The organism is Actinomadura opuntiae (assembly GCF_030283205.1).
GTDB lineage: Bacteria > Actinomycetota > Actinomycetes > Streptosporangiales > Streptosporangiaceae > Spirillospora.
The window spans coordinates 20824-40175 of the sequence record NZ_JASNWF010000005.1; the positions used below are offsets into that span (position 1 = coordinate 20824).

A 19352-nucleotide genomic window follows, 5' to 3' on the forward strand; every position below is an offset into this window, starting at 1 on the left:
CCCGCCTGGTCGCCTGTCCGGACCGACGGCCGCGCCGCGGCCCGGGATACCTTATCCACCGATTTCTCCCATTGCCGCCGCTCGGCGGGCCCGGCGGTCCTCGCGGACGAGCCGCCCGGCCTCCTCCGTGGGCCCGTCGTAGACGACCCGGCCCTGCCGCATCGTGACGCCGCGGTCGCAGAGCCCGACGAGCATCTGGATGTCGTGCGCCACGATGACCATCGTCCGGCCCTCGCCGCGCAGCTCCCGGATCCGCTCGAGGCACTTCTCCCGGAACGGCGGGTCGCCGACGGCCAGCACCTCGTCGATGAGGAAGACGTCCGGTTCGGTGTGCGCCGCGATGGAGAACGCCAGCCGCATGAACATGCCGGACGAGTAGAACTTCACCTGGTCGTCGAGGAACCGCTCGATGCCGGAGAAGTCGACGATCGCATCGAACTTGCGCTGGATCTCCGCCCGGGACATGCCGAGGATCGCGCCGTTGAGGTAGACGTTCTCGCGGCCGGTGAGCTCGGGGTGCAGCCCGGCGCCCACGTCGATGAGCCCCGCGATGCGGCCGCGCACCCGCACCGAGCCCTCGTCCGGCTGCATGACCCCGGACATCAGCTTCAGCAGCGTGCTCTTGCCCGACCCGTTCAGGCCCATCAGCGCCACGGTCTCGCCCTGGTGCAGGGTGAGGTTCACGTGGTCGAGCGCGGTGAACCGGTCGGACAGCCGCTGCCCGCGGAAGGCGCGGACGCTCATCTCCTTGAACGAGTGCGCGTGCCGGAGGGTGAAGTGCTTCGACACCGAGTCGATGACGATCGAGGGGATCAACGGCTACAGCTCCTGAGCGAAACGCTTCTGCATGCGGGCGAACAGCACACGGCCCGCGAGGAACACCAGCACGCTCTCGGCGAGCGCGATTCCGGCGCGCTCGTACAGGTGCGGCGGGAAGACGAAGGTCCCGTCGGTCCCCGGGTACCAGAAGGCCCGCTGGAACAGCGAGATGGCGCTGACCAGCGGGTTGGCCAGGTACAGGTCCAGGACCCAGGCCGGCGCGTGGTCCCGCACGTGCGTCCACGGGTAGATCATCGGCACCGACCAGGTGATGACGATCATCGAGATGTCCACGACCTGCTCCAGATCGCGGAAGAAGACGTTCACCGCCGCGAAGGCCAGCCCGACGCCGAACCCCAGCACCACGATGATCGTGAGCCCGAGCGCCCCGGCGCCGAGCGCGACCGGCGACGGCCGCCACCCGGACGCGAGCGAGGCGACCATCACGATGAGGACGCCGGGCACGAAGTGCACCAGCGAGACCAGCGTGGAGGCCGTGGGGAACAGCTCGCGCGGCAGGAACACCTTCCGGACGAGCGGCGCGTTCCCCGTCACCGACCGGGTCGTCGAGTGCAGCGTCTCGGTGAACAGGTTGATCAGCACCATGCCCGAGAACAGGTAGACCGGGAAGTCCTCGACCGACCGGTTCGTCCCGAGGAAGACGCCGACGACGTAGAAGTACACCGCGAACTGCACGGCCGGCCGCACGTAGGACCAGCCGAGGCCGAGGAACGACCCCTTGTAGCGGGCGCGCAGCTCCCGGCGCACGAGGAGCCGCAGCAGGTACTTGTTCCGGAAGGTCTCGCGCAGGCCGCCGCTGTCCCCCGGCGGCCGCATCGGGGCCGCCGGCTGCGTTCGCGTGATCGTCATTCCCGCGGGGACCTCGCCGGCCGGACGGGGCCGTCCTGCCCCGCGGACTCGAAGGTGCGGCGCCACGCCTCCGGGGAGGCCAGCTCGTCCATGGCCGTCCGGTAGCGGCCGGCCAGCTCCGGCCACTCCCGGCTGAGCTTGGCGTGCAGCACCGACGCCCGCCGCAGGATCCGCCTGAACCGCTCCGGGTCGCGCTGGTACCAGGCCACCTTGGTGCCGTCGGCCGAGGAGACCAGCGCGCTGTCCACCTGCGAGAGAAGGCCCCAGTGCCGGTCGATGTGCGGGACCACCACCTGGGGGTTGCCCTGCGCGGACGAATCCACCGGGCGCAGCTGCTTGACCGTGCCCAGCATCGCGCTCGCCAGCACGTTCACCTTGCCGCGCGGCGCCCGGAAGGCGCGGCCGCGCTTCGGCGGCCTGCTGCGCACCGGCGGGAACTCCTCGTGCGTGGTGCGGTTCTGCGCGTCCGGGAAGGCCGCCCGGAACGCGTTGATCTCGGCCAGCTTGCCGGCGATGCCGGCGTGCATGTGCGCCGGTCCGGTCAGCACGTCCTCGATCGCCGAGAGCATCAGCTCCGCGGTCGAGTACTGCATCGCGAGGGCGTGCTTCACCGAGATGATGAAGCTCTCCTTGACCAGGTTCCCGCCGCGCTCGTACGGCGAGTGCAGCAGCGCGGTCACCAGCCGGTTGCGCTCGTGGAAGTAGGCCTGCCAGTCGATGCCGTCGTCCTTGTCCTGCCAGGGGACGTGCCAGGCGGCCATGCCCGGCAGGGAGACGGTCGGGAAGCCGGCCGCGCCCGCCCGGACGCAGTACTCGGCGTCGTCCCACTTGATGAACATGGGCATCGAGAGCCCGACCTTGCGGAGGACGTCGACGGGGATCATGCACATCCACCAGCCGTTGTAGTCGACGTCGACGCGCCGGTGCAGCCAGGAGGTATCGCGCAGGCTCCCCGAGCTGGTCTTCACGCGCGCCTTCACGCCGGCCGCCTCGGCGAGCGCCTGGGCGACGGGCGCCTTGGCGAAGTCGTGCTCGCGCCTGGTGTTCGGGGCCTCCTCCCACCACCAGCGGTACTTGGCGATGACCTCGCCGTAGGCGTGCAGCTGGGAGCGGACGAACAGGTTGAACATGTGGCCGCCCACGATGGTGGGCGTGCGGGCGAAGTCGGAGAACGCGACCGCCCGCAGGATCCCCTCGGTCTCGGTCACCACGTCGTCGTCGAGGAGCAGGATGTAGTCGCTGGTCCCGGCCTGGAGCGTCTCGTCCATCGCGCGGGAGAAGCCCCCGGACCCGCCGAGGTTCGGCTGCTCGATCACCTGCAGCCGGGCGCCGAGCGCGTCGGCGGCCGCCGCGAACCTGCCGTCGTCGCGCACCTTCTGGTCGCCCTGGTCGACGACGTAGATCCGGTCCACCACGTCCAGCACCTCGCCGGCGCCGCCGAGCGCGAGGAGCTGGTCCACGCAGAACGACGGGCGGTTGAAGGTGGTGATGCCGAGGCTCACCCGGCCCTGCCGGACGTGCCCGCCGCCCGTCCCCGGAGCCGCGCACCACTCGGCCCGCTCCAGGACGGCGTCCCGCTCGCCGGCCAGGACGTCCATCCAGTACCAGCCGCCGTCGATGAACGGGCGGAGGCTGAGCGGGAACGTCTCCTCCTGGGAGGTTTCGGAGTCGATCCGCACGGAGGCGACCCGCTGCACGTGCCCCTTGGAACTGGACCGGTAGACGATCACCGTGCCCTCGCCGCGGGCGCGCACGCGCAGCACGACGTCCTCGACCGACGTCCAGCGCCGCCAGTAGCTCGCCGGGAAGGCGTTGAAGTAGGTCGCGAACGAGACCCGCCGCCCGACCGGCACGACCAGGCTGCGGCGGCCGACGCCGTCGCTCGGCGCGTCGGTGCCGGCGGCCTCCACAGCGGTGGAGGCGGCGACCGCCTCGGCGCCGCGCGCGATCTCCCCCTCGACGTACAGCCTGAGCACGTCCAGGTCGCGGTCCACCGGCATCACGACGCGCTGCAGGACGCGCAGCGGCGCGTCCTCGCCGCCCGCTCCCCGCGCCCCGTCCGCGCCTGTCAGTTCGGTCACTCGTCCTCGCCTCCGTTGATGAGACGCGCACCCTCGGCGAAATGGGGACGCAGCTGGTTGTCGACCATGCTCAGGGCGCTCGCGATCGCCATGTGCATGTCGAGGTACTGGTAGGTCCCGAGCCGCCCGCCGAACAGCACGCCGTTCTCGCCCCTGGCGAGCTCGCGGTAGGCCAGCAGGCGGGCGCGGTCGGCGGCCGTGTTGATCGGGTAGTACGGCTCGTCGCCGCGGGCGGCGAAGCGCGAGTACTCCCTCATGATCACCGTCTTGTCCGCGGGGTAGCGGTCCCGTTCGGGGTGGAAGTGGCGGAACTCGTGGATCCGCGTGTAGGGGACGTCCTCGTCGGCGTAGTTCATCACCGGGGTGCCCTGGAAGTCGCCGGTCGGCTTGACCTCCATCTCGAAGTCCAGCGTCCGCCAGCCGAGGTCGCCCTCGGCGTAGCCGAAGTAGCGGTCCAGCGCGCCGGTGTAGACGACGGGCACGTTGCCGACGACGTCGTCGCGCATGTCGAGGAAGTCGGTGTCGAGTCGCACCTCGATCCGCGGGTGGTCGGCCATCCGCTCCAGCCAGGCCGTGTAGCCGTCGGCGGGCAGTCCCTCGTACACGTCGTTGAAGTAGCGGTTGTCGAAGGTGTACCGGACCGGCAGCCGGGTGATGATCTCGGCCGGCAGGTCGCGGGGGTCGGTCTGCCACTGCTTGGCCGTGTAGCCGCGGATGAACGCCTCGTACAGCGGGCGGCCGATCAGCGAGACCGCCTTCTCCTCCAGGTTGGACGGCGCCGTCACCTCGGCGGCCTGCCCGGCGATCAGCGCCCGCGCCTCGTCGGGGCTGAAGGCGCGGCCGAAGTACTCGCAGATGGTGCCGAGGTTGATCGGCATCGAGTAGACCCGGCCCTTGAACGTCGAGTAGACGCGGTGCCGGTAGCCGGTGAAGGAGGTGAACCGGTTGGCGTACTCCCACACCCGCCGGTTGGAGGTGTGGAAGAGGTGCGCGCCGTACCGGTGGACCTCGATGCCCGTCTCCGGCTCGTCCTCGCTGTAGGCGTTGCCGCCGATGTGCGCGCGCCGGTCGAGCACCAGCACGCGCAGGCCGAGGTCGGCCGCGCACCGTTCGGCGACCGTCAGTCCGAAGAACCCGGAACCGGCCACCACGAGATCTATGTTCACTGGACGGAGTCCATCCCCGTGTGGGAGAGCGGAAGGCCCGGCTACACAGAAAGGCATCAGCCGGGCCAATGGTACGGAATAGGGCTAAGATACCCGGCGTTCGGTCGGCACTGAGGCAGGAATCAAGGAACGCGGTGGCACCCCCCAGTCCCCCCGGCGCGGCGAAGAGTGCGCGCCCCGCGGTCTTCCTGCACGTCGGAGCCGCCAAGAGCGGGACGACGTACCTGCAGAACGTGCTCTGGCACAACCGGGACCGGCTGCGCAGGCACGGCTTCAGCTACCCCGGCCGGGACCCCGCCGCCCACGTCAGGGCGGCCTTCGACCTGCGCCGGACCTTCTTCCGCGACGCCTCGGACCCCTCGACGCGCGGCGCCTGGCACGAGCTGGTCGCCGAGGCGCGCGACTGGCCTGGGACCACGATCATCTCGCAGGAGCTGTTCGCCCCCGCCCGGGTCCGCTACGTGCGGCAGGCCATGGCCGACCTGGACTTCGCCGACGTGCACGTCGTGTTCACCGTCCGCGATCTCGGCCGGCAGATCCCGGCGCACTGGCAGGAGGACGTCAAGAACCGGTTCACCACGCCGTTCGGCGACTTCGTGGCCGCGCTGCGGCGCAGGGACTGGCGCAGCTTCGAGACCGCCCGGCTGTTCTGGGGCCTCCAGGACCCCGTCGCGGTGCTCGCCCGCTGGGGCGTGGAACTGCCCCCCGAGCGGATCCACCTTGTCACGCTCCCCCCGCCCGGCGCCCCCCGCGACCTGCTGTGGCAGCGCTTCTGCACGGCCGTGGGCCTGTCCCCCTGGCGGTACGACCTGTCCGGCTCGTTCTCCAACCCGTCGCTCGGGCTGGCCGAGACGCTGTTCCTGCGGGACCTGAACGAGGCCCTCGACGAGCGGGTGGGGTGGCACGTCTACAACGACCAGGTCAAGCTGTACCTCGCGCAGCAGGTGCTGACCGGCAGGCGCTCCGCCACCAAGATCGCGCTGTCCGCCGACGACCTGATGTGGGCGACGGAGCGGGCCATCGAGAGCGTCGAGGGACTGCGCGCGGCCGGCTACCACGTGGTGGGCGACCTCTACGACCTGGTCCCCACCGTTCCCCCGGGAAAGCGCGGCGCCCGCCCGTCCGCGGGGCCGTCCGGGGCGGAGATGGCCGACGTCGGAACCGACGCGGTCACGGCGCTGCTCCAGCGCCTCCTGGAACTGGAGCAGCAGAGCGCGCCGGTCGACGGCTCGGAGGTGCCGGTCGCCGAGCGGATCGACCTGCTGCGCGCGCAGACCGCGGAGCTGTCCGAGCACACCGCGCGGATGGTCCGGGACGCGGCGCCGCTCTCCGCACGGGCCGCGGAACGCTACCCTGCCGTCCGCCAACTGCGCGGCGCCTACCGCCGGATCCAGCGCACCGGCCGATCCGACGTCGAGACGAACACGGGGTGACCATGGGCGGGGACCGACCCGGCAAGACCGTCTACCTGCACGTCGGAGCGCCGACGGCCGGCACGGCGTTCCTCCACGAGGCGCTGTGGGCCAACCGGCGGCGCCTCGGCGACGCCGGCGTCTGCTACCCCATCGCGGGCCCGATGGAGCACTTCGGCGCGGTCATGGACCTGCGCGAGATGAGCTGGGGCGGGCACCGCGACCCGGCCTGGGACGGCGCGTGGGACCGCATGGCCGAGCGCGTGCACGACTGGGACGGCCCCACCGCGGTCTTCTCCCAGGGCCTGCTCGGCGGCGCGACCGAGCACCAGGCCAAGCGGGCCGTGGCGGCGCTCGAACCGGCCGAGGTGCACGTGGTGTTCGCCACCCGCGACCTCGGCTGGCAGCTGATCTTCGACTGGCAGGAGCAGATCAGGCACACCCACACGATCACGTTCGAGCGGTTCGTCGACGACCTGGTCACCCTCGGCGCGGCGGCCCCGGAACCGTACGGGGAGATGTTCTGGGGACTGCACGACGCCGTCCGCGTCCTGCGGACCTGGGAGACGGTGGTGCCCAAGGAGCGCGTCCACGTCCTCACCCTGCCGCCGCCCGGCGAGCGCCCCGGCCTGCTGTGGAACCGGTTCAGCGCGCTGACCGGCATCGACGCCGGCACCTGCGACCTCGGCGGGATCGCCGAGGAGGAGCCGCTCTCGGCGATCGAGGCGGAACTGCTGCGCCGGCTCAACGAGAAGATCGCCCCGGCGCTGGGCGGCGACTACGAGCGGATCGTCCGGGACCACCTCATCGGGCACGGGCTCGTCGAGGGCACCGACGGCACCGGCCGCACCCGCATGGGACTGCCCGCGCGGCACGCCGCCTGGGCCGCCGAGCGGACCCGCGAACTCGCCGGGTCGCTGCGCGCCTCCGGGTACCGGGTGGCCGGCGACCTGGACGAGCTCACCACCTCCCGGCAGCCGGAGCGGGTCCTGCTGCCCGGCGACGTGCCCGACGAGCTGATCGCGTCGGCGTCCGTCGGCGTCGCCGCCGCGCTGCTCCAGGAACTGGCCAGGGCGAACGAGCGCATCGGGCTGGCCCACCTGCAGGGCGAGCTCGCCGACGTCCGGCAGAACCTGGACCGCCTGGTGCAGGCGGCGGCCGCGGCGCCGCCCGCGCTACAGCGGGCCGCCCGCCGCGCCACCGGCCGGCGCGGCCTGTGACCGCGGATCCGGCGGGCGACGCCGCCGCGTCCGACGCCTCCCCGTCCGGCGCCGCCGTGCTCGTCACCGCCGTGGTCGTCACCTACAACCGGCGCGCCCTGCTGGAGGAGGCGCTGACGGCGCTCGCCGGCCAGTCCCGCCCCCCGGACCGCGTCGTCGTCGTGGACAACGCCTCCTCGGACGGCACCGCGGAGGTCGTGGCACGCGACTTCCCGGACACCGACCTGCTGGTCCTGCCGCGCAACATCGGCGGGGCGGGCGGTTTCGGCGCGGGCATGGCGCACGCGCTGGAGGCCGGCACCGATCTGCTCTGGCTGCTGGACGACGACACCGTCCCCGAGCCGGACGCGCTGGGCGAACTCCTGGCCGCCCGCGACCGGGCGACGGCCGCGGACGGGCCACCGGCCCTCGTGGCCAGCCGGGTCGTGTGGACCGACGGCCGCGACCATCCGATGAACACCCCGCGCGCCAAGCCCCGCACCCCGCCCGCGGAGCGCGAGATCGCGCGGGCGGCCGGCTGCGTCCCGGTCCGCTCCGCGTCCTTCGTCTCCGTCCTGGTCGACGCGGCCACGGTGCGGGAGCGCGGGCTGCCCGTCGCCGACTACTTCCTGTGGAACGACGACTTCGAGTTCACCACCCGGCTGCTGCGCGGCCGCCGCGGGGTGCTGTGCCCGCGCAGCGTCGTCGTCCACAAGACCAGGGAGTTCGGCGGCGCGGACGCTGACCCGGGCGACCGCTTCTTCTACGAGGTGCGCAACAAGATCTGGCTGTTCAGCGGCAGCCCGGGGCTCGCACCGCCGGAACGCGTGCTGTACGCGGGGTCCACGCTCCGGCGCTGGACGCGGACCTTCGCCGGGTCCCGGGACCGGACGGTGCTGCGCCGCGCCATGCTGCGCGGCCTGCGCGACGGCCTGCTCACCCGCCCGAAGCCGACCGCCGACCTGCTGCGCGAGGTCGGAGTGGAGGTCCCTTCCGATGACGAGCCTCACGCTCGATAGCCCGGCGCGCGGCGAGACGGCGCGGCGGGACGGGCGGCTCGCCCGGTGGGCGGTGCCGCTCGTCCCGGCGGTCGCCGCGCTCGCCCTCAGCCTGGTCTACCTCGGCCGGCCCTCGTTCTGGCTGGACGAGGCGGCCACGCTCAGCGCGACGAGCCGCCCGGTCGGGCAGATGCTGCGCCTGTTCCACAACCTCGACCTCGTGCACGCCTTCTACTACCTGGGCATGAAGGTGTGGGTCACGGTGTTCGGCGCCGGCGAGACGGCGCTGCGCCTGCCGAGCGCGCTGGCGACCGCGGTGGCGGCCGGGGGCGTCGCGCTGATCGGGCGGCGCTGCGCCGGGCCGATGGCCGGGCTGCTGGCCGGACTGGTGTACGCGGGCTCCATCCCCGTCGCGTCCTTCGCGCATGAGGCCCGCTCGTACGCGATGGTGACCGCGGTCGCGGTGCTGGCCACCTACCTGCTCATCCGGGGCGTCCACCCGCGGGAGCGGCATCCGTGGCGCTGGTTCGCGGGGTACGGCGTCGCGATCCTCCTGCTCGGCCTCCTCCACCTCGACGGCGTCCTGCTGCTGCCGGCGCACGGTGCGACGCTCCTGGCGGCGCGCTCCAAGGCCCGCCGGTCGTGGTTGCGCTGGACGGCCTGCGGCGGCCTGGCCTGCGTCCTTCTCCTCCCGCTCGCGCTGGCGGCGCACACCCAGGCCGAGCAGGTCGCCTGGCTGCCCCCGCCGTCGCGGAGGCTCGTCTGGCAGCTGGTGAAGTTCATGGTCGGCGGCCCGGATCTGGTCTGGCCGACCCTGGTGCCGGCGCTCATCGGCGCCTTCGGCCGCCTCCGGACGCGCGGCGCGGACGCCGTGGAGGGCCCGGACGGCGCCGAAGGCCCGGACGGCGCCCGGCGCGGCGCGGACGGGTCCGGCGTCCCGCTCACCGTCCTCACGCTGCCCTGGCTGATCGTGCCGTCGGCCCTGCTGCTCCTCGCGTCGCTGGTGGCCGACCCCATGTTCATGTTCCGGTACGTGCTGTTCAGCGTGCCCGCCCTGTCACTGCTCATGGGCGCCGGGCTGGCCGCGATCGCCGCGATCGGCCGCCCGTGGGCGGGCGGCGCGCTGCTCGCGGCCGCGGTCGCGGTGCTGGTCGTGCCGTCCGTGCAACCGCAGATCGACCTGCGGCGGCACGACGCCAAGCTCGACGACGTGCGCGCCGCCGCGGAGATCCTGCACCAGCACGCGCACGACGGAGACGCGATCGTCTATCTCAACGGCGTCGTCCGCTGGGACGCGGGCGCCTATCCGGACGCTTTCGGCCGCCTCCGCGACATCGGGCTGGCCGAGGATCCGGTGCGCGCGGGCAACTTCTCCGGCCGAGACAAGGCCCCCTGGCAACTGCGCGGCCCGCTCGTCCATTCCGGCCGGGTGTGGATGATGCGCACCAGGGCCAGCACCGCCAACCCCGGGCCGCTGGTGATCCGGCGGCAGCAGATGATCCAGGCCACCGGCCCCTGGCGGATCGCGGGCAACTGGGGGTTCAAGGGCGGACGGCTGATCCTCTACGTGCGGACCGGCCCGTACCGGGCGCCGTCGAAGGCGCACCCGAAGGGGGCGCCCGCCACGCCGCAGCGGGCCCTGCCGAAGCCGCGCCGCACCGCCCCGGCGAAGCCCTAGCGGATCTCGAGGTAGTCGACCTGGCCCTGCCCGTCGACCCTCATCAGGCTGAGCGTGTTCCAGCCCGCGTTCAAGGTCGCCTCGACCGTGGCGGCCGCCCAGTCCGCGTCCTTCGTCCCGTGCAGCGCGAAGGTCGCGCCCGCGACGCCGTTCGCCGAGAGCTGCAGATGGGCGTCCTCGCCCGACCGGTTGGCGTACCCGATCCGCACCGAGTAGCGCCCGCCGTCGGGCGCGAACACCGGGACGTCGAGGCGGCAGCCGCTCCGGTCGAACGAGCCGACGGCCGAGCCGCCCGACGCCTTCGGCCGCCGCAGCGCGGAGACGCAGCCGTTCAGCCGCCCCCGTTCGGCCTCGTACCGGACGGGCATCCCCCGCACGACCGGCCGGGAACCGTCCCAGCCGAGCGCGGCCACGTACATGCCGCGGTCCACCGTCGAACCGCCGTGGTGCTCGAGGATCCCGTGGAACACCAGGTGGTCGCCGGTCTCGTCGCTGAGGACGTCCGCGCTGCCCGGTCCCTCGACCGCCCCCCGGTACGCACCGGTGGACTGCAGCGGCCACGGCGACTTCTGGTACGGGCCCTGCAGGGACGTCGCGACCGCGTAGCGGGTCTGGTAGTCCGACTTGAAGTACCAGCCGGCCGAGTAGAGCAGCACGTACTTGCCGCCGCGGCGCACCAGGTCGGGCGCCTCCACCAGGACGGGCTCGCTCCTGTCATGGCCGAGGATGCGTGCGGCCGGCCCGTTCACCCGCAGCCCGTCCGCGGTGAGCGGGACGAGGTAGATCGCCGCCGTCTTCCTGGCGTCGCTCTTGTAGAGCAGGTACCTCGTCCCGTCCGTCTCGATGTAGGAGGACGGGTCGATGGCGCCGCCGAGGTCGAGCGGGCACACCAGCGGCGGGCCGTCGACCGGGACGAAGGGCCCGGCGGGCGAGAGCGAGGTCGCGGCTCCGATGCACTGGACGTCGCGGTCCCGGCGGGCGGCGGAGAAGTAGAGGACGTACATGCCCGATCCCTGCCGCGGCGGGACGACCTCGGGGGCCCAGGTCCGTCCCTCCTGCGCCCAGGACGGAAGCCGCGCGAGGCCGTCACCGGGCGAGCGGGTCCACGGGCCGGCCGGCGAGGGCGCGGTCGCCACGGGCATCGTCGCGTCCCCGTTGTTGGTGCCGTAGGCGTAGTACCGGCCGGCCGCCTTGATCACCATCGGGTCGGCGAACCATCCGTCGAGTACCGGCTTGACGGGCGAGTAGCCGGGCGGGGCGATCGGCGCCCGGGAGGCGGCGGGGGCGGGCGGCGGGGCCGACACGGGCGGCCGCGGGGCGGGCGAGCGCCCCGGTTCCGGCCTCACCGCTGCGGGCAGGCAGGACGCGGCCATCACCACGACCAGCGCCACGACGGCGCTGATCACGGTTCCGCCCACCAGCGGCGCCGACAGCCCGCGCTCTCGCAGAACCCCGCCCTCCCTCGCCCGTCCACCGCATGATGCCAACAAGCCGCATCGAACCGCGAACTGGCGTCAAGTGCGCGAATCACCACAGGGCTGGTTACCCTTGCAGGCCGGACCTCTGATCATCTGTCGCACGGCACGGTGCCCCCGCACGGGGACCGCGGCCGGACACGAGACGCCCGCGCACCAGGAGGGACAGGAGGGATAGGCGGACATTGACCCGACAACGGCGGCCCCGCCCGCGCGCGCGATCGGACCGGCCCTGGCCGGCGCGCCCGCGTGGACGCGCGGCGGCCGCCCTGCTGTGCCTCCTCGCCGCGCTCGTGGCGAGCGGCTGCAGCGATCGGGCCGCGCCCGGCGCCGTCCAGGGGAAGCGAACGGCGACGCCGGCCCCGGCGAAGAAGCCGAACATCATCTTCGTGCTCACCGACGACCTGTCGTGGAACCTCGTCGCGCACATGCCGCAGGTGCAGAAGATGCAGCGGGACGGCCTGACGTTCGACAAGTTCTTCATGGCCGACTCGCTGTGCTGCACGTCCCGGGCGACCATCTTCACCGGGCGCTACCCGCACAACACGAAGGTCCGCACGAACTTCCCCCCGCTCGGCGGCTACCAGGTCTTCAAGCAGAACGGCGGGGAGCAGAACACGTTCGCTCCCGCACTGCAGAAGGCCGGATACCGGACCGCGTTCCTCGGCAAGTACATGAACGGCTACCAGCCGGACGACGCGCAGGGCGGGACGCGGCCGTACGTGCCGGCCGGGTGGGGCGAGTGGTACGTCGCCGGGAACGGCTACCCCGAGTACGACTACAGCCTGAACGAGAACGGCCGTCTCGTCTCCTACGGCCACCGGCCGCAGGACTACCTGACCGACGTCCTCGCGAACAAGGGCACCGATTTCGTGCAGCGCGCGGGCGGCTCTTCCCAGCCGTTCTTCATGGAGATCGCGACGTTCGCGCCGCACGGCCCGTTCGTCTCCGCGCCCAGGCACGCCAAGAGCTTCCCCCACCTGAAGGCGCCGCGGTCGCCCTCGTTCAACGAGAAGGACGTCAGCGACAAGCCTGCCTGGCTGCGCCAGCACCCCAAGCTCGGCAAGGGCGCGATCGCCCGGATCGACGAGGGGTACCGCGACCGGGTCCGCATGGTCCAGTCGGTGGACGACATGATCCGCCGCATCCGCGGGAAGCTCGCGGCGCTCGGCATCGACCGCGACACCTACCTGGTCTTCGGCTCCGACAACGGCTTCCACATGGGCGAGCACCGGCTCGCCGGCGGCAAGATGACCGCGTTCGACGTCGACATCCACGTCCCGTACGTCGTCACGGGACCGGGGGTCGGCGCGGGCCGCCGGGTCGACGAGTTCGCGCAGAACACCGACCTCGCGCCGACGTTCCTCGGGCTGGCCGGCCTGCCCGCGCCCGCCGGCACCGACGGCCGGTCACTGGTCCCGTTCCTGCGCGGCGAGAAGCCGGACGGCTGGCGGCAGGCGGCGCTGGTCGAGCACGTCAAGCCCGCCCCCTCGCCGGACGACCCGGACCGGCAGGACTCCGCCCCCGGCGCCCCGACGACGTACAACGCGATCCGGACCGACGACGCGCTGTACGTCGAGTACGCCGACGGCGAGCACGAGTACTACGACCTGAAACGCGACCCCAACGAGCTGCGCAACATCGCCTCGCAGCTGCCCGAGCAACGGCGGCGGGAGCTGTCGAACCAGCTGTACGCCTTCGTGCACTGCTCCGGCCAGGGGTGCGCCGCAGCGGGGCAGACCGGGTGAGTCAAGCCGTCCGACCCACCGGGAAGGGACGGTCCGATGAGGGGGAGCACGACCAATGCAGCTGACCGGCACGGCCTTCGTGGTCCTCGTCTGCCTGCTCGCCGTGGCGGCGCTGGCGGGGACGCTGTGGGCGCTGCCGAGGATCGGCGGCCGCGGGCTCGGCGCGCAGGCCGCCCGCGGCGGGCTGCTGGCCGGCTGCCAGCTGTTCATCTCGCTGGCCCTCCTCACCGCGATGAACGCCTACTTCGTGTTCTACGCCAGCTGGAGCGATCTGTTCGGGCGGCTGAACGGGCCGGTCGCCGTGCACGGCGCCGGGGCGGGGCAGGGCGCCTGGTCCGGCGGCCCGCTGGCCCGCACCGTCTCGCCGCTGTCGGTGAAGCAGGGACTGCACGACCCGGGACGGGACGGAAGGCTGGAGCAGACGACGATCCACGGCGCGCGGACGGGCCTGCAGGTGCAGGCCTTCGTCTACCTGCCGCCGCAGTACTTCCAGCCGCAGTTCAAGGACCGCAGGTTCCCGGTGGCGCTCGTCCTCGCCGGCTACCCGGGCGACCCGCGCGGCATCATCGAGCGGCAGGCGATGGTGAAGCTCGCCGCCAAGGACATGCGGAACGGAACGATCCAGCCGACGGTCTACGTCATCACCCGGACGATGGTCGCCCCGCCCCGCGACACCGAGTGCACCGACGTGCCGAGCGGGCCGCAGTCCCTGGCGTTCTTCGCGCAGGACGTGCCGAAGGCGCTGAGCGCGACCTACCGGCTGTCGGCCGACGAGCACGGCTGGGGCGTGATGGGCCAGTCGACCGGCGGCTACTGCGCGGTCAAGCTCGCCATGCTGCACTCCGACCGGTTCGCGGCGGGCGCCTCGCTGGGCGGCTACCTGCACGCCGTCAAGGACGCGACGACCGGTGAGCTGTACGGCGGCAGCGCACAGGTCCGCAACGACAACGACCTGATCTGGCGGGCCGGGCACCTGCCGTCCCCGCCCACCTCGGTCCTGCTGGCCTCCAGCAAGGTCGAGAAGGGGTACCGGCAGGCACAGCAGTTCATCAAGCTGGCCAGGCCGCCGCTGCGGGTGGACACCCTGTTCCCCGACGACGGCGGCCACAACTTCGGCACCTTCACCCGGCTCACGCCCGAGATCATGAGGTGGATGGACGGGCGGCTGAAGGCCGGCTGACGGCGGCCGCGGCACGCAACTCGGACCCTCGGCGCGAATGCGCCATTATCATCGCTGACGACCATCGGACACGCGGGCCACGTGTACGTGACCTGAGGCTGGGAGTGCGGGCGTGACTTCGACCGGAAAGCAGGATGACGACCACGGTCCCGGGCAGGGCGGGGTCGAGCATTCCGACCCCGGGCGGCCCGGCCAGGCGCCGCCGCCTCCGCAGTGGCTGAACGAGCCCGGCGGGCCCGTGCCGTCCGGCGCCGCCCCCCTGCTGCCCGAGCCGGCCGAGCAGCCGCCGCCGTTCGGGGAGCCGCTGCCCGAGCCGGAGGACGACGAGGCCGACCGGACGGTCAGCGACATCGACATCAGCGGCACCATGCGCACGCAGGTGTTCTCGCCGGGCGCCGGATCCGCCGGCGCGGGCGGCGAGTCCGCGCGCCCTCCGCTGCCCCCCTTCCCCGGCGCGCCCGGCGCCGAGCCCGGCGGCGGCGCGGTGGGCGACCGGACCATCCTGGACGGCTCCGCCTGGCTCGGGAACACGAGCGGCGACGACGATGACGACGCGGACGTCACCCGCGTCGAGCGTCCGGCCGCCCACAGGCCCCAGACGCCGGCGCAGCCTCCCGTCCAGCCTCCGGCGCCGCCCGCCGCCCAGCCGCCGGCACCGCAGCCCCCGGCTCCGCAGCCGCCCGCACCGTTCCCCTACGCCCAGGAGATGCCCGGCCCGCCTCCGCTGTCCGCGCCCGAGCCGTTCCCGTGGGCGCAGGAGATCCCCGGCACCCCGCAGGCCGCGCTGCCGCCCACCCCGCAGCCCGCGCCCCCGCAGCCCGCACCGCAGCCGGGCCCGCAGCCGCCCGCCCCCGAGCCTTTCCCCTGGGCGCAGGAGATCCCGGACAGCAAGCCCGCGCCGTCCGCGCCCGAGCCGTTCCCGTACGCCCAGGAGGTCCCGGACAGCAGGCCCGCACCGGCCGCCCCCGAGCCGTTCCCGTGGGCGCAGGAGATCCCGGGCGCGCCGTCGCCCGCGCTCCCCCAGCCGCCGAACGGCGGGCAGCCCGTCGCGCCCCCGCCGGTGATCGACGAGCCGTGGCGCACCCCCGCGCAGGGCGGCAAGCGCGGCCGGAGCCGCGGAAGCCTCAAGAAGCCGCTGCTCATCGGCGTCGCCGCGGTGGCCGTGGCGGCGCTGGTCGGCGGCGGCGTCGTGCTCGTGCCGCGGCTGACCGGCGGAGGCGACGACACGGACTCCGGCGACGGCGGCGGCGCCAAGCTGGCGGGCGCGCTGTTCCCGGTGAACCGCTCGGCCCAGACCGACGGCCGCGACCAGCAGATCAGCGGGGTCGCGGCCGTCGGGTCGACCGTCGTCGCGGTCGGCGGCGAGTCCGATCCGGAGAGCGCGCGCGGCCTGTTCCTGGTCTCCGCCGACGGCGGACGCACGTTCAAGCCCGCCGCGCTGAAGGGCGCCGGCGGTGCCGTGCCCGCGCCCGGCGACGTGCCCGCCGCGGTCGGCGGCTCGTCCCACGGCTGGGTGGCCGTCGGCACCCGGGCCGGCGGCGGCGCCGTATGGACCAGCACCGACGGCCGGACCTGGACCAGGCAGCCCGATCCCGTCGGGGACGTCTTCGGGCGGCACAGCCGCGTGCAGCGGATCGTCGGCACCGACTCCGGTTTCCTGGCCATCGGCGAGCGGAGCCAGAAGGGCGACTTCAGCGACGCGGTACCGGTCGTCTGGCTGTCCGGTGACGGGCGCCGCTGGGAGGCCCGCGCGGGCGACCAGATCGGCCTCGACGTCGAGAACGGGAGGTTCTCGCTCGTCGAGGCGGCCGCCGGCGGCAAGGCGATCCTGCTGGAGGCGCTCATCACCCCCAAGGGCGGCAAGCAGGGCCCCTACCGCAAGGTGTGGCGCTCCGACGACGGCGGGCGGACCTGGGCGGTCTCGGAGGTGCCGGTGCCGAAGGGCAGCCACGGCCTGGTGATCGGCGGCGGCCCGGCCGGCTTCCTCGCGATCCGCGAGGTCAAGGCGTCCGGCCAGGCGTTCGTCTCCAAGGACGGCGAGACCTGGACCAAGGCCGGCACGCTGGGCCCGAGCGGTTACCGGCGGACCAGCCAGGTGCTGGGCGACGACCGGGGCTACGCGGCCGTGGTCGTCCGCGGCCGCGACGTGCTGGTGTCGCGGAGCGCGGACGGGCGGAGCTGGCAGGACGCGGGCACGTCGGAGTCCAAGGCCGGCCGCAGGCTCGCGGCGGCGGCGCTGGCCGGCGAGCAGACGGTGGTCGTCGGCAGCGAGCCCGGCGGCGGCGACACCGATCCGCTGCTGGGCGTCTGGGACGCGCGCGGCAACGCGATCCCGGTCGACCTGTCGAAGGTGCCCGGCGCCCTGCGGCCCGACCACACGGTCCAGGACGTCCGGACGGCCGGCGGCCTCACCGTCGCCGTGGGCAGCGCGTCCGGCGACGCCGACGTCTGGACGTCCAAGGACGGGGCCTCCTGGCAGGAGGCGCAGGGGCTCGGGGCGGCGTTCACCCGGCCCGGACCGCAGCGCCTCGCCGACGTGACCGACGGGAAGGCCGGCTGGCTGGCGGTCGGCTACGACCAGGCCTCGCCCCGCCGCCCGCTCGTCGTCACCTCGGCGGACGGGGCGTCCTGGCGGGCCGCCGACGCCGCCGCCCCGTTCGCCGCGGGCAGGAACGGGGTGCCGGTCACGGCCGCCGCCGCGAGCGGCCCGGCCGGGTACGTGATCGTGGGCACCGAGGGCCCGTCGGCGGCGACCTGGTCCTCCGCGGACCTGAAGACCTGGGAGCGCGGCAGGAGCGCCGCGCCGAACGCCCTGGAGGGCAGGGCCGGGGCCGGCCACTGGATGCTGGACGTCGCCGCCGGCTCCTCGGGCTACGTCGCCGTCGGCGGCGGCCGCGACGGCAACGGCAACCATCCGAACGTGTGGACCTCGCCGGACGGCCGGCAGTGGACGCTGCAGGAGCTCAAGCTCCCCGGCGGCGTGAAGGAGGGGCACTTCACGCACGTCGCCGTCAAGGGCACCACGGTGGTCGCGACCGGGATCGGGGCGACCGAGAAGGGGCTGGGCTGGCTGGGTTACGTGTCGGCCGACTCCGGTCGGACCTGGCGGCCGCTGCCCGCGCCGGACGGCGGCCCGAACCTCACGGTGACGGCCCTCACGGCCACGCCGAAGGGCTTCGCCGCCGCCGGGACGACCGGCGAGCCGGGCGCGACGGACGTGGTGTCGCTGACGTCCCCGGACGGCTCGTCGTGGAAGGCGTCGGTCCTGTCCGGCAAGGGCCTCTCGGGCGAGGGCGACCAGCGGGTCACCGGGCTGGGCGCGGCCGGGAACTCCCTGCTCGGCGTCGGCAGCACCGTCGGCCAGAGCGGTGAGCAACCCGTCCTGTGGGGCCGCCCCGTCCCGTAGTAAGGCGGGCGGCTACGGGCCGGAGTCCCCACCGGGCTCCGGCCTCGGCACGCTCCCTACCGGGGCGGTGCCGCGGTCAGCCTTCCCGAGGGTCGGCGGTCGTCGGGTCCTGCGCGCCGTAGGCCGGCCAGATGTCGTAGCCCGTCTGGACGTCGTCGTCCGGACGGGCGTGCCGCGGCCGGTACGCCGGCCGGTCGGGAATCGTCATCGTCGGGTCCGCCGCGGACACGAGCGGGTCGCGCACAGGTACGGCCGGGTCGGGAACGACCAGGGTGGGCAGCCGGGCCGCAGCATTCGCGGCGGCCGCCTCGGCGGCCTCGGCCGCCTTCGCCGCGTTGCGGCGGGCGCCGTACGGAGCGACGAGCATCCGGTAGAACGGGCGCCGGATCGGGGTGGGAACGAGGCGGTAGCCGCCCCGGACGATGACGTTGCGCACGTACTGGCGCCGCGAGATGAAGCCTTCGGCGAGCATCTCGCGCTGCAGCCGCAGTTCCGACCGGAGCAGGGCGCGGCCGCCGCGACGGTCGTAGGCGCCGTCGCCGACGCGGTAGTAGACGAGGGGTTCGGCGACGTTCACCAGGCGGGCGCCGGCGGCGATCATCCGGACGAACAGCCAGTAGTCCTCCATCAGCGGCAGGTCGCCGTAGCCGCCGGCGGCGATGACGGCGCTGCGCCGGTAGACGACCGTGGGATGGTTGAACGGGTCGTGCAGGCGCGAGTAGCGGACGATGTCGCCGGGGTCGCTCGGCGGGATGCGGCGGCCGACGACGTCGGCGGTGTCGCGGCCGAACTCCAGCAGCCCCGCTCCGACCAGTTCCGCGCCCGCGCGCACCAGCGGAACCTGCAGCTCGAAGCGGTGCGGCATCGCGATGTCGTCGGCGTCCATCCGCGCGACGATGTCGTAGCGGGCGGCCTGGAGTCCCGCGTCCAGGGCGGGGCCGAGGCCCCGGTTCACCTCCAGGTGGACGAACGTCACCTCGACCGGGCTGGTCGCCACGATCTCCTTCAGCGCCACCGCGATCTCCGGCGGGACCGGGCCGTCCTGGACCAGCACCACCTGGTCGGGGCGGAGCGTCTGGTCGTCGACCGCGCTGCGGAAGGCGTCCCGGACGTACTCTTCCCGGTCACCGCCGTAGACGGTCATCAGAAGGGTGAAGGGTTCGGGCTGCATCGGTCCGTTTCCGGGTGGGGCCGTGGCGGCCGTCGGAGCGCGAGCCGCGGCGGGGGGCGGGGCTCGGGAGCGGCTCCTCGGGGGGTGCTGAGGTCGTGCTGGTCGGGGACGGGTCAGGGCGATGATCGGAAACGTCGCCCTTCATGTGA

The 19352-nt window shown here is 73.6% G+C and carries 13 protein-coding genes; 7 read left to right on the plus strand and 6 right to left on the minus strand.

Annotated elements, in window-relative coordinates; all coding sequences use genetic code 11:
* Nucleotides 1-51: 51 nt before the first annotated feature.
* Genes QP089_RS11365 through glf form a run of 4 tightly spaced genes read right to left on the minus strand, consistent with a single transcriptional unit; the run spans nucleotide 52 to nucleotide 4936 of the window.
* Nucleotides 52-816, minus strand: coding sequence for an ABC transporter ATP-binding protein (locus tag QP089_RS11365; RefSeq protein WP_285911486.1), 765 nt, complete (start codon nucleotides 814-816; stop codon nucleotides 52-54).
* Nucleotides 817-819: 3 nt separating this feature from the next.
* Nucleotides 820-1689, minus strand: coding sequence for an ABC transporter permease (locus QP089_RS11370; protein ID WP_285911487.1), 870 nt, complete (start codon nucleotides 1687-1689; stop codon nucleotides 820-822).
* Complete coding sequence (locus QP089_RS11375; protein ID WP_285911488.1) at nucleotides 1686-3770, minus strand: glycosyltransferase; 2085 nt, start codon at nucleotides 3768-3770, stop codon at nucleotides 1686-1688. Before QP089_RS11375 ends, QP089_RS11370 begins: the two co-directional genes overlap by 4 nt.
* Complete coding sequence (glf, locus tag QP089_RS11380) at nucleotides 3767-4936, minus strand: UDP-galactopyranose mutase (RefSeq protein WP_285911489.1); 1170 nt, start codon at nucleotides 4934-4936, stop codon at nucleotides 3767-3769. Before glf ends, QP089_RS11375 begins: the two co-directional genes overlap by 4 nt.
* Before the next feature lie 134 nt (nucleotides 4937-5070).
* Here glf and QP089_RS11385 point away from each other — a divergent pair, with 134 nt between their 5' ends.
* From QP089_RS11385 to QP089_RS11400, 4 genes are read left to right on the plus strand one after another with little or no spacing between them, the layout of a single operon-like run.
* Complete coding sequence (locus QP089_RS11385) at nucleotides 5071-6369, plus strand: hypothetical protein (protein ID WP_285911490.1); 1299 nt, start codon at nucleotides 5071-5073, stop codon at nucleotides 6367-6369.
* Between the two features lie 2 nt (nucleotides 6370-6371).
* Complete coding sequence (locus tag QP089_RS11390) at nucleotides 6372-7568, plus strand: hypothetical protein (RefSeq protein WP_285911491.1); 1197 nt, start codon at nucleotides 6372-6374, stop codon at nucleotides 7566-7568.
* The gene (locus QP089_RS11395) at nucleotides 7565-8566 is read left to right on the plus strand and encodes a glycosyltransferase (protein WP_285911492.1); all 1002 of its coding nucleotides are present in this window, start codon (nucleotides 7565-7567) and stop codon (nucleotides 8564-8566) included. The genes QP089_RS11390 and QP089_RS11395 overlap by 4 nt, the downstream gene beginning before the upstream one ends.
* Nucleotides 8544-10223 (plus strand): glycosyltransferase family 39 protein, encoded by a 1680-nt coding sequence (locus QP089_RS11400; RefSeq protein ID WP_285911493.1) that lies wholly within the window; start codon nucleotides 8544-8546, stop codon nucleotides 10221-10223. Before QP089_RS11395 ends, QP089_RS11400 begins: the two co-directional genes overlap by 23 nt.
* On the opposite strand, the gene QP089_RS11405 is transcribed toward QP089_RS11400, so the two are convergent.
* Nucleotides 10220-11641, minus strand: a complete 1422-nt coding sequence (locus tag QP089_RS11405; protein ID WP_285911494.1) for a family 43 glycosylhydrolase — start codon at nucleotides 11639-11641, stop codon at nucleotides 10220-10222. The genes QP089_RS11400 and QP089_RS11405 overlap by 4 nt on opposite strands.
* A 242-nt stretch (nucleotides 11642-11883) precedes the next feature.
* On the opposite strand from QP089_RS11405, the gene QP089_RS11410 reads away from it, so the two are divergent.
* From QP089_RS11410 to QP089_RS11420, 3 genes are all read left to right on the plus strand, one after another.
* On the plus strand, nucleotides 11884-13446 hold the full coding sequence (locus QP089_RS11410; protein WP_285911495.1) for a sulfatase family protein: 1563 nt from the start codon (nucleotides 11884-11886) through the stop codon (nucleotides 13444-13446).
* Between the two features lie 55 nt (nucleotides 13447-13501).
* Nucleotides 13502-14626: an alpha/beta hydrolase gene (locus tag QP089_RS11415; RefSeq protein WP_285911496.1), complete on the plus strand. Its 1125-nt coding sequence runs from the start codon at nucleotides 13502-13504 to the stop codon at nucleotides 14624-14626.
* A gap of 112 nt (nucleotides 14627-14738) precedes the next feature.
* On the plus strand, nucleotides 14739-18032 hold the full coding sequence (locus QP089_RS11420; RefSeq protein WP_285911497.1) for a beta propeller repeat protein: 3294 nt from the start codon (nucleotides 14739-14741) through the stop codon (nucleotides 18030-18032).
* Nucleotides 18033-18108: 76 nt separating this feature from the next.
* Here QP089_RS11420 and QP089_RS11425 read toward each other — a convergent pair whose 3' ends face one another.
* A complete protein-coding gene (locus QP089_RS11425; protein WP_285911498.1) occupies nucleotides 18109-19203 on the minus strand; it encodes a glycosyltransferase in 1095 nt (364 codons plus the stop codon).
* Nucleotides 19204-19352: the final 149 nt, after the last annotated feature.

What these genes read in the sequence shown, in the direction of transcription:
- QP089_RS11370 (WP_285911487.1), bottom strand. Translation starts at nt 1,689, where the DNA reads ATGACGATCACGCGAACGCAGCCGGCGGCCCCGATGCGGCCGCCGGGG.
- QP089_RS11390 (WP_285911491.1), top strand. Translation starts at nt 6,372, where the DNA reads ATGGGCGGGGACCGACCCGGCAAGACCGTCTACCTGCACGTCGGAGCG.
- QP089_RS11400 (WP_285911493.1), top strand. Translation starts at nt 8,544, where the DNA reads ATGACGAGCCTCACGCTCGATAGCCCGGCGCGCGGCGAGACGGCGCGG.
- QP089_RS11415 (WP_285911496.1), top strand. Translation starts at nt 13,502, where the DNA reads ATGCAGCTGACCGGCACGGCCTTCGTGGTCCTCGTCTGCCTGCTCGCC.
- QP089_RS11425 (WP_285911498.1), bottom strand. Translation starts at nt 19,203, where the DNA reads ATGCAGCCCGAACCCTTCACCCTTCTGATGACCGTCTACGGCGGTGAC.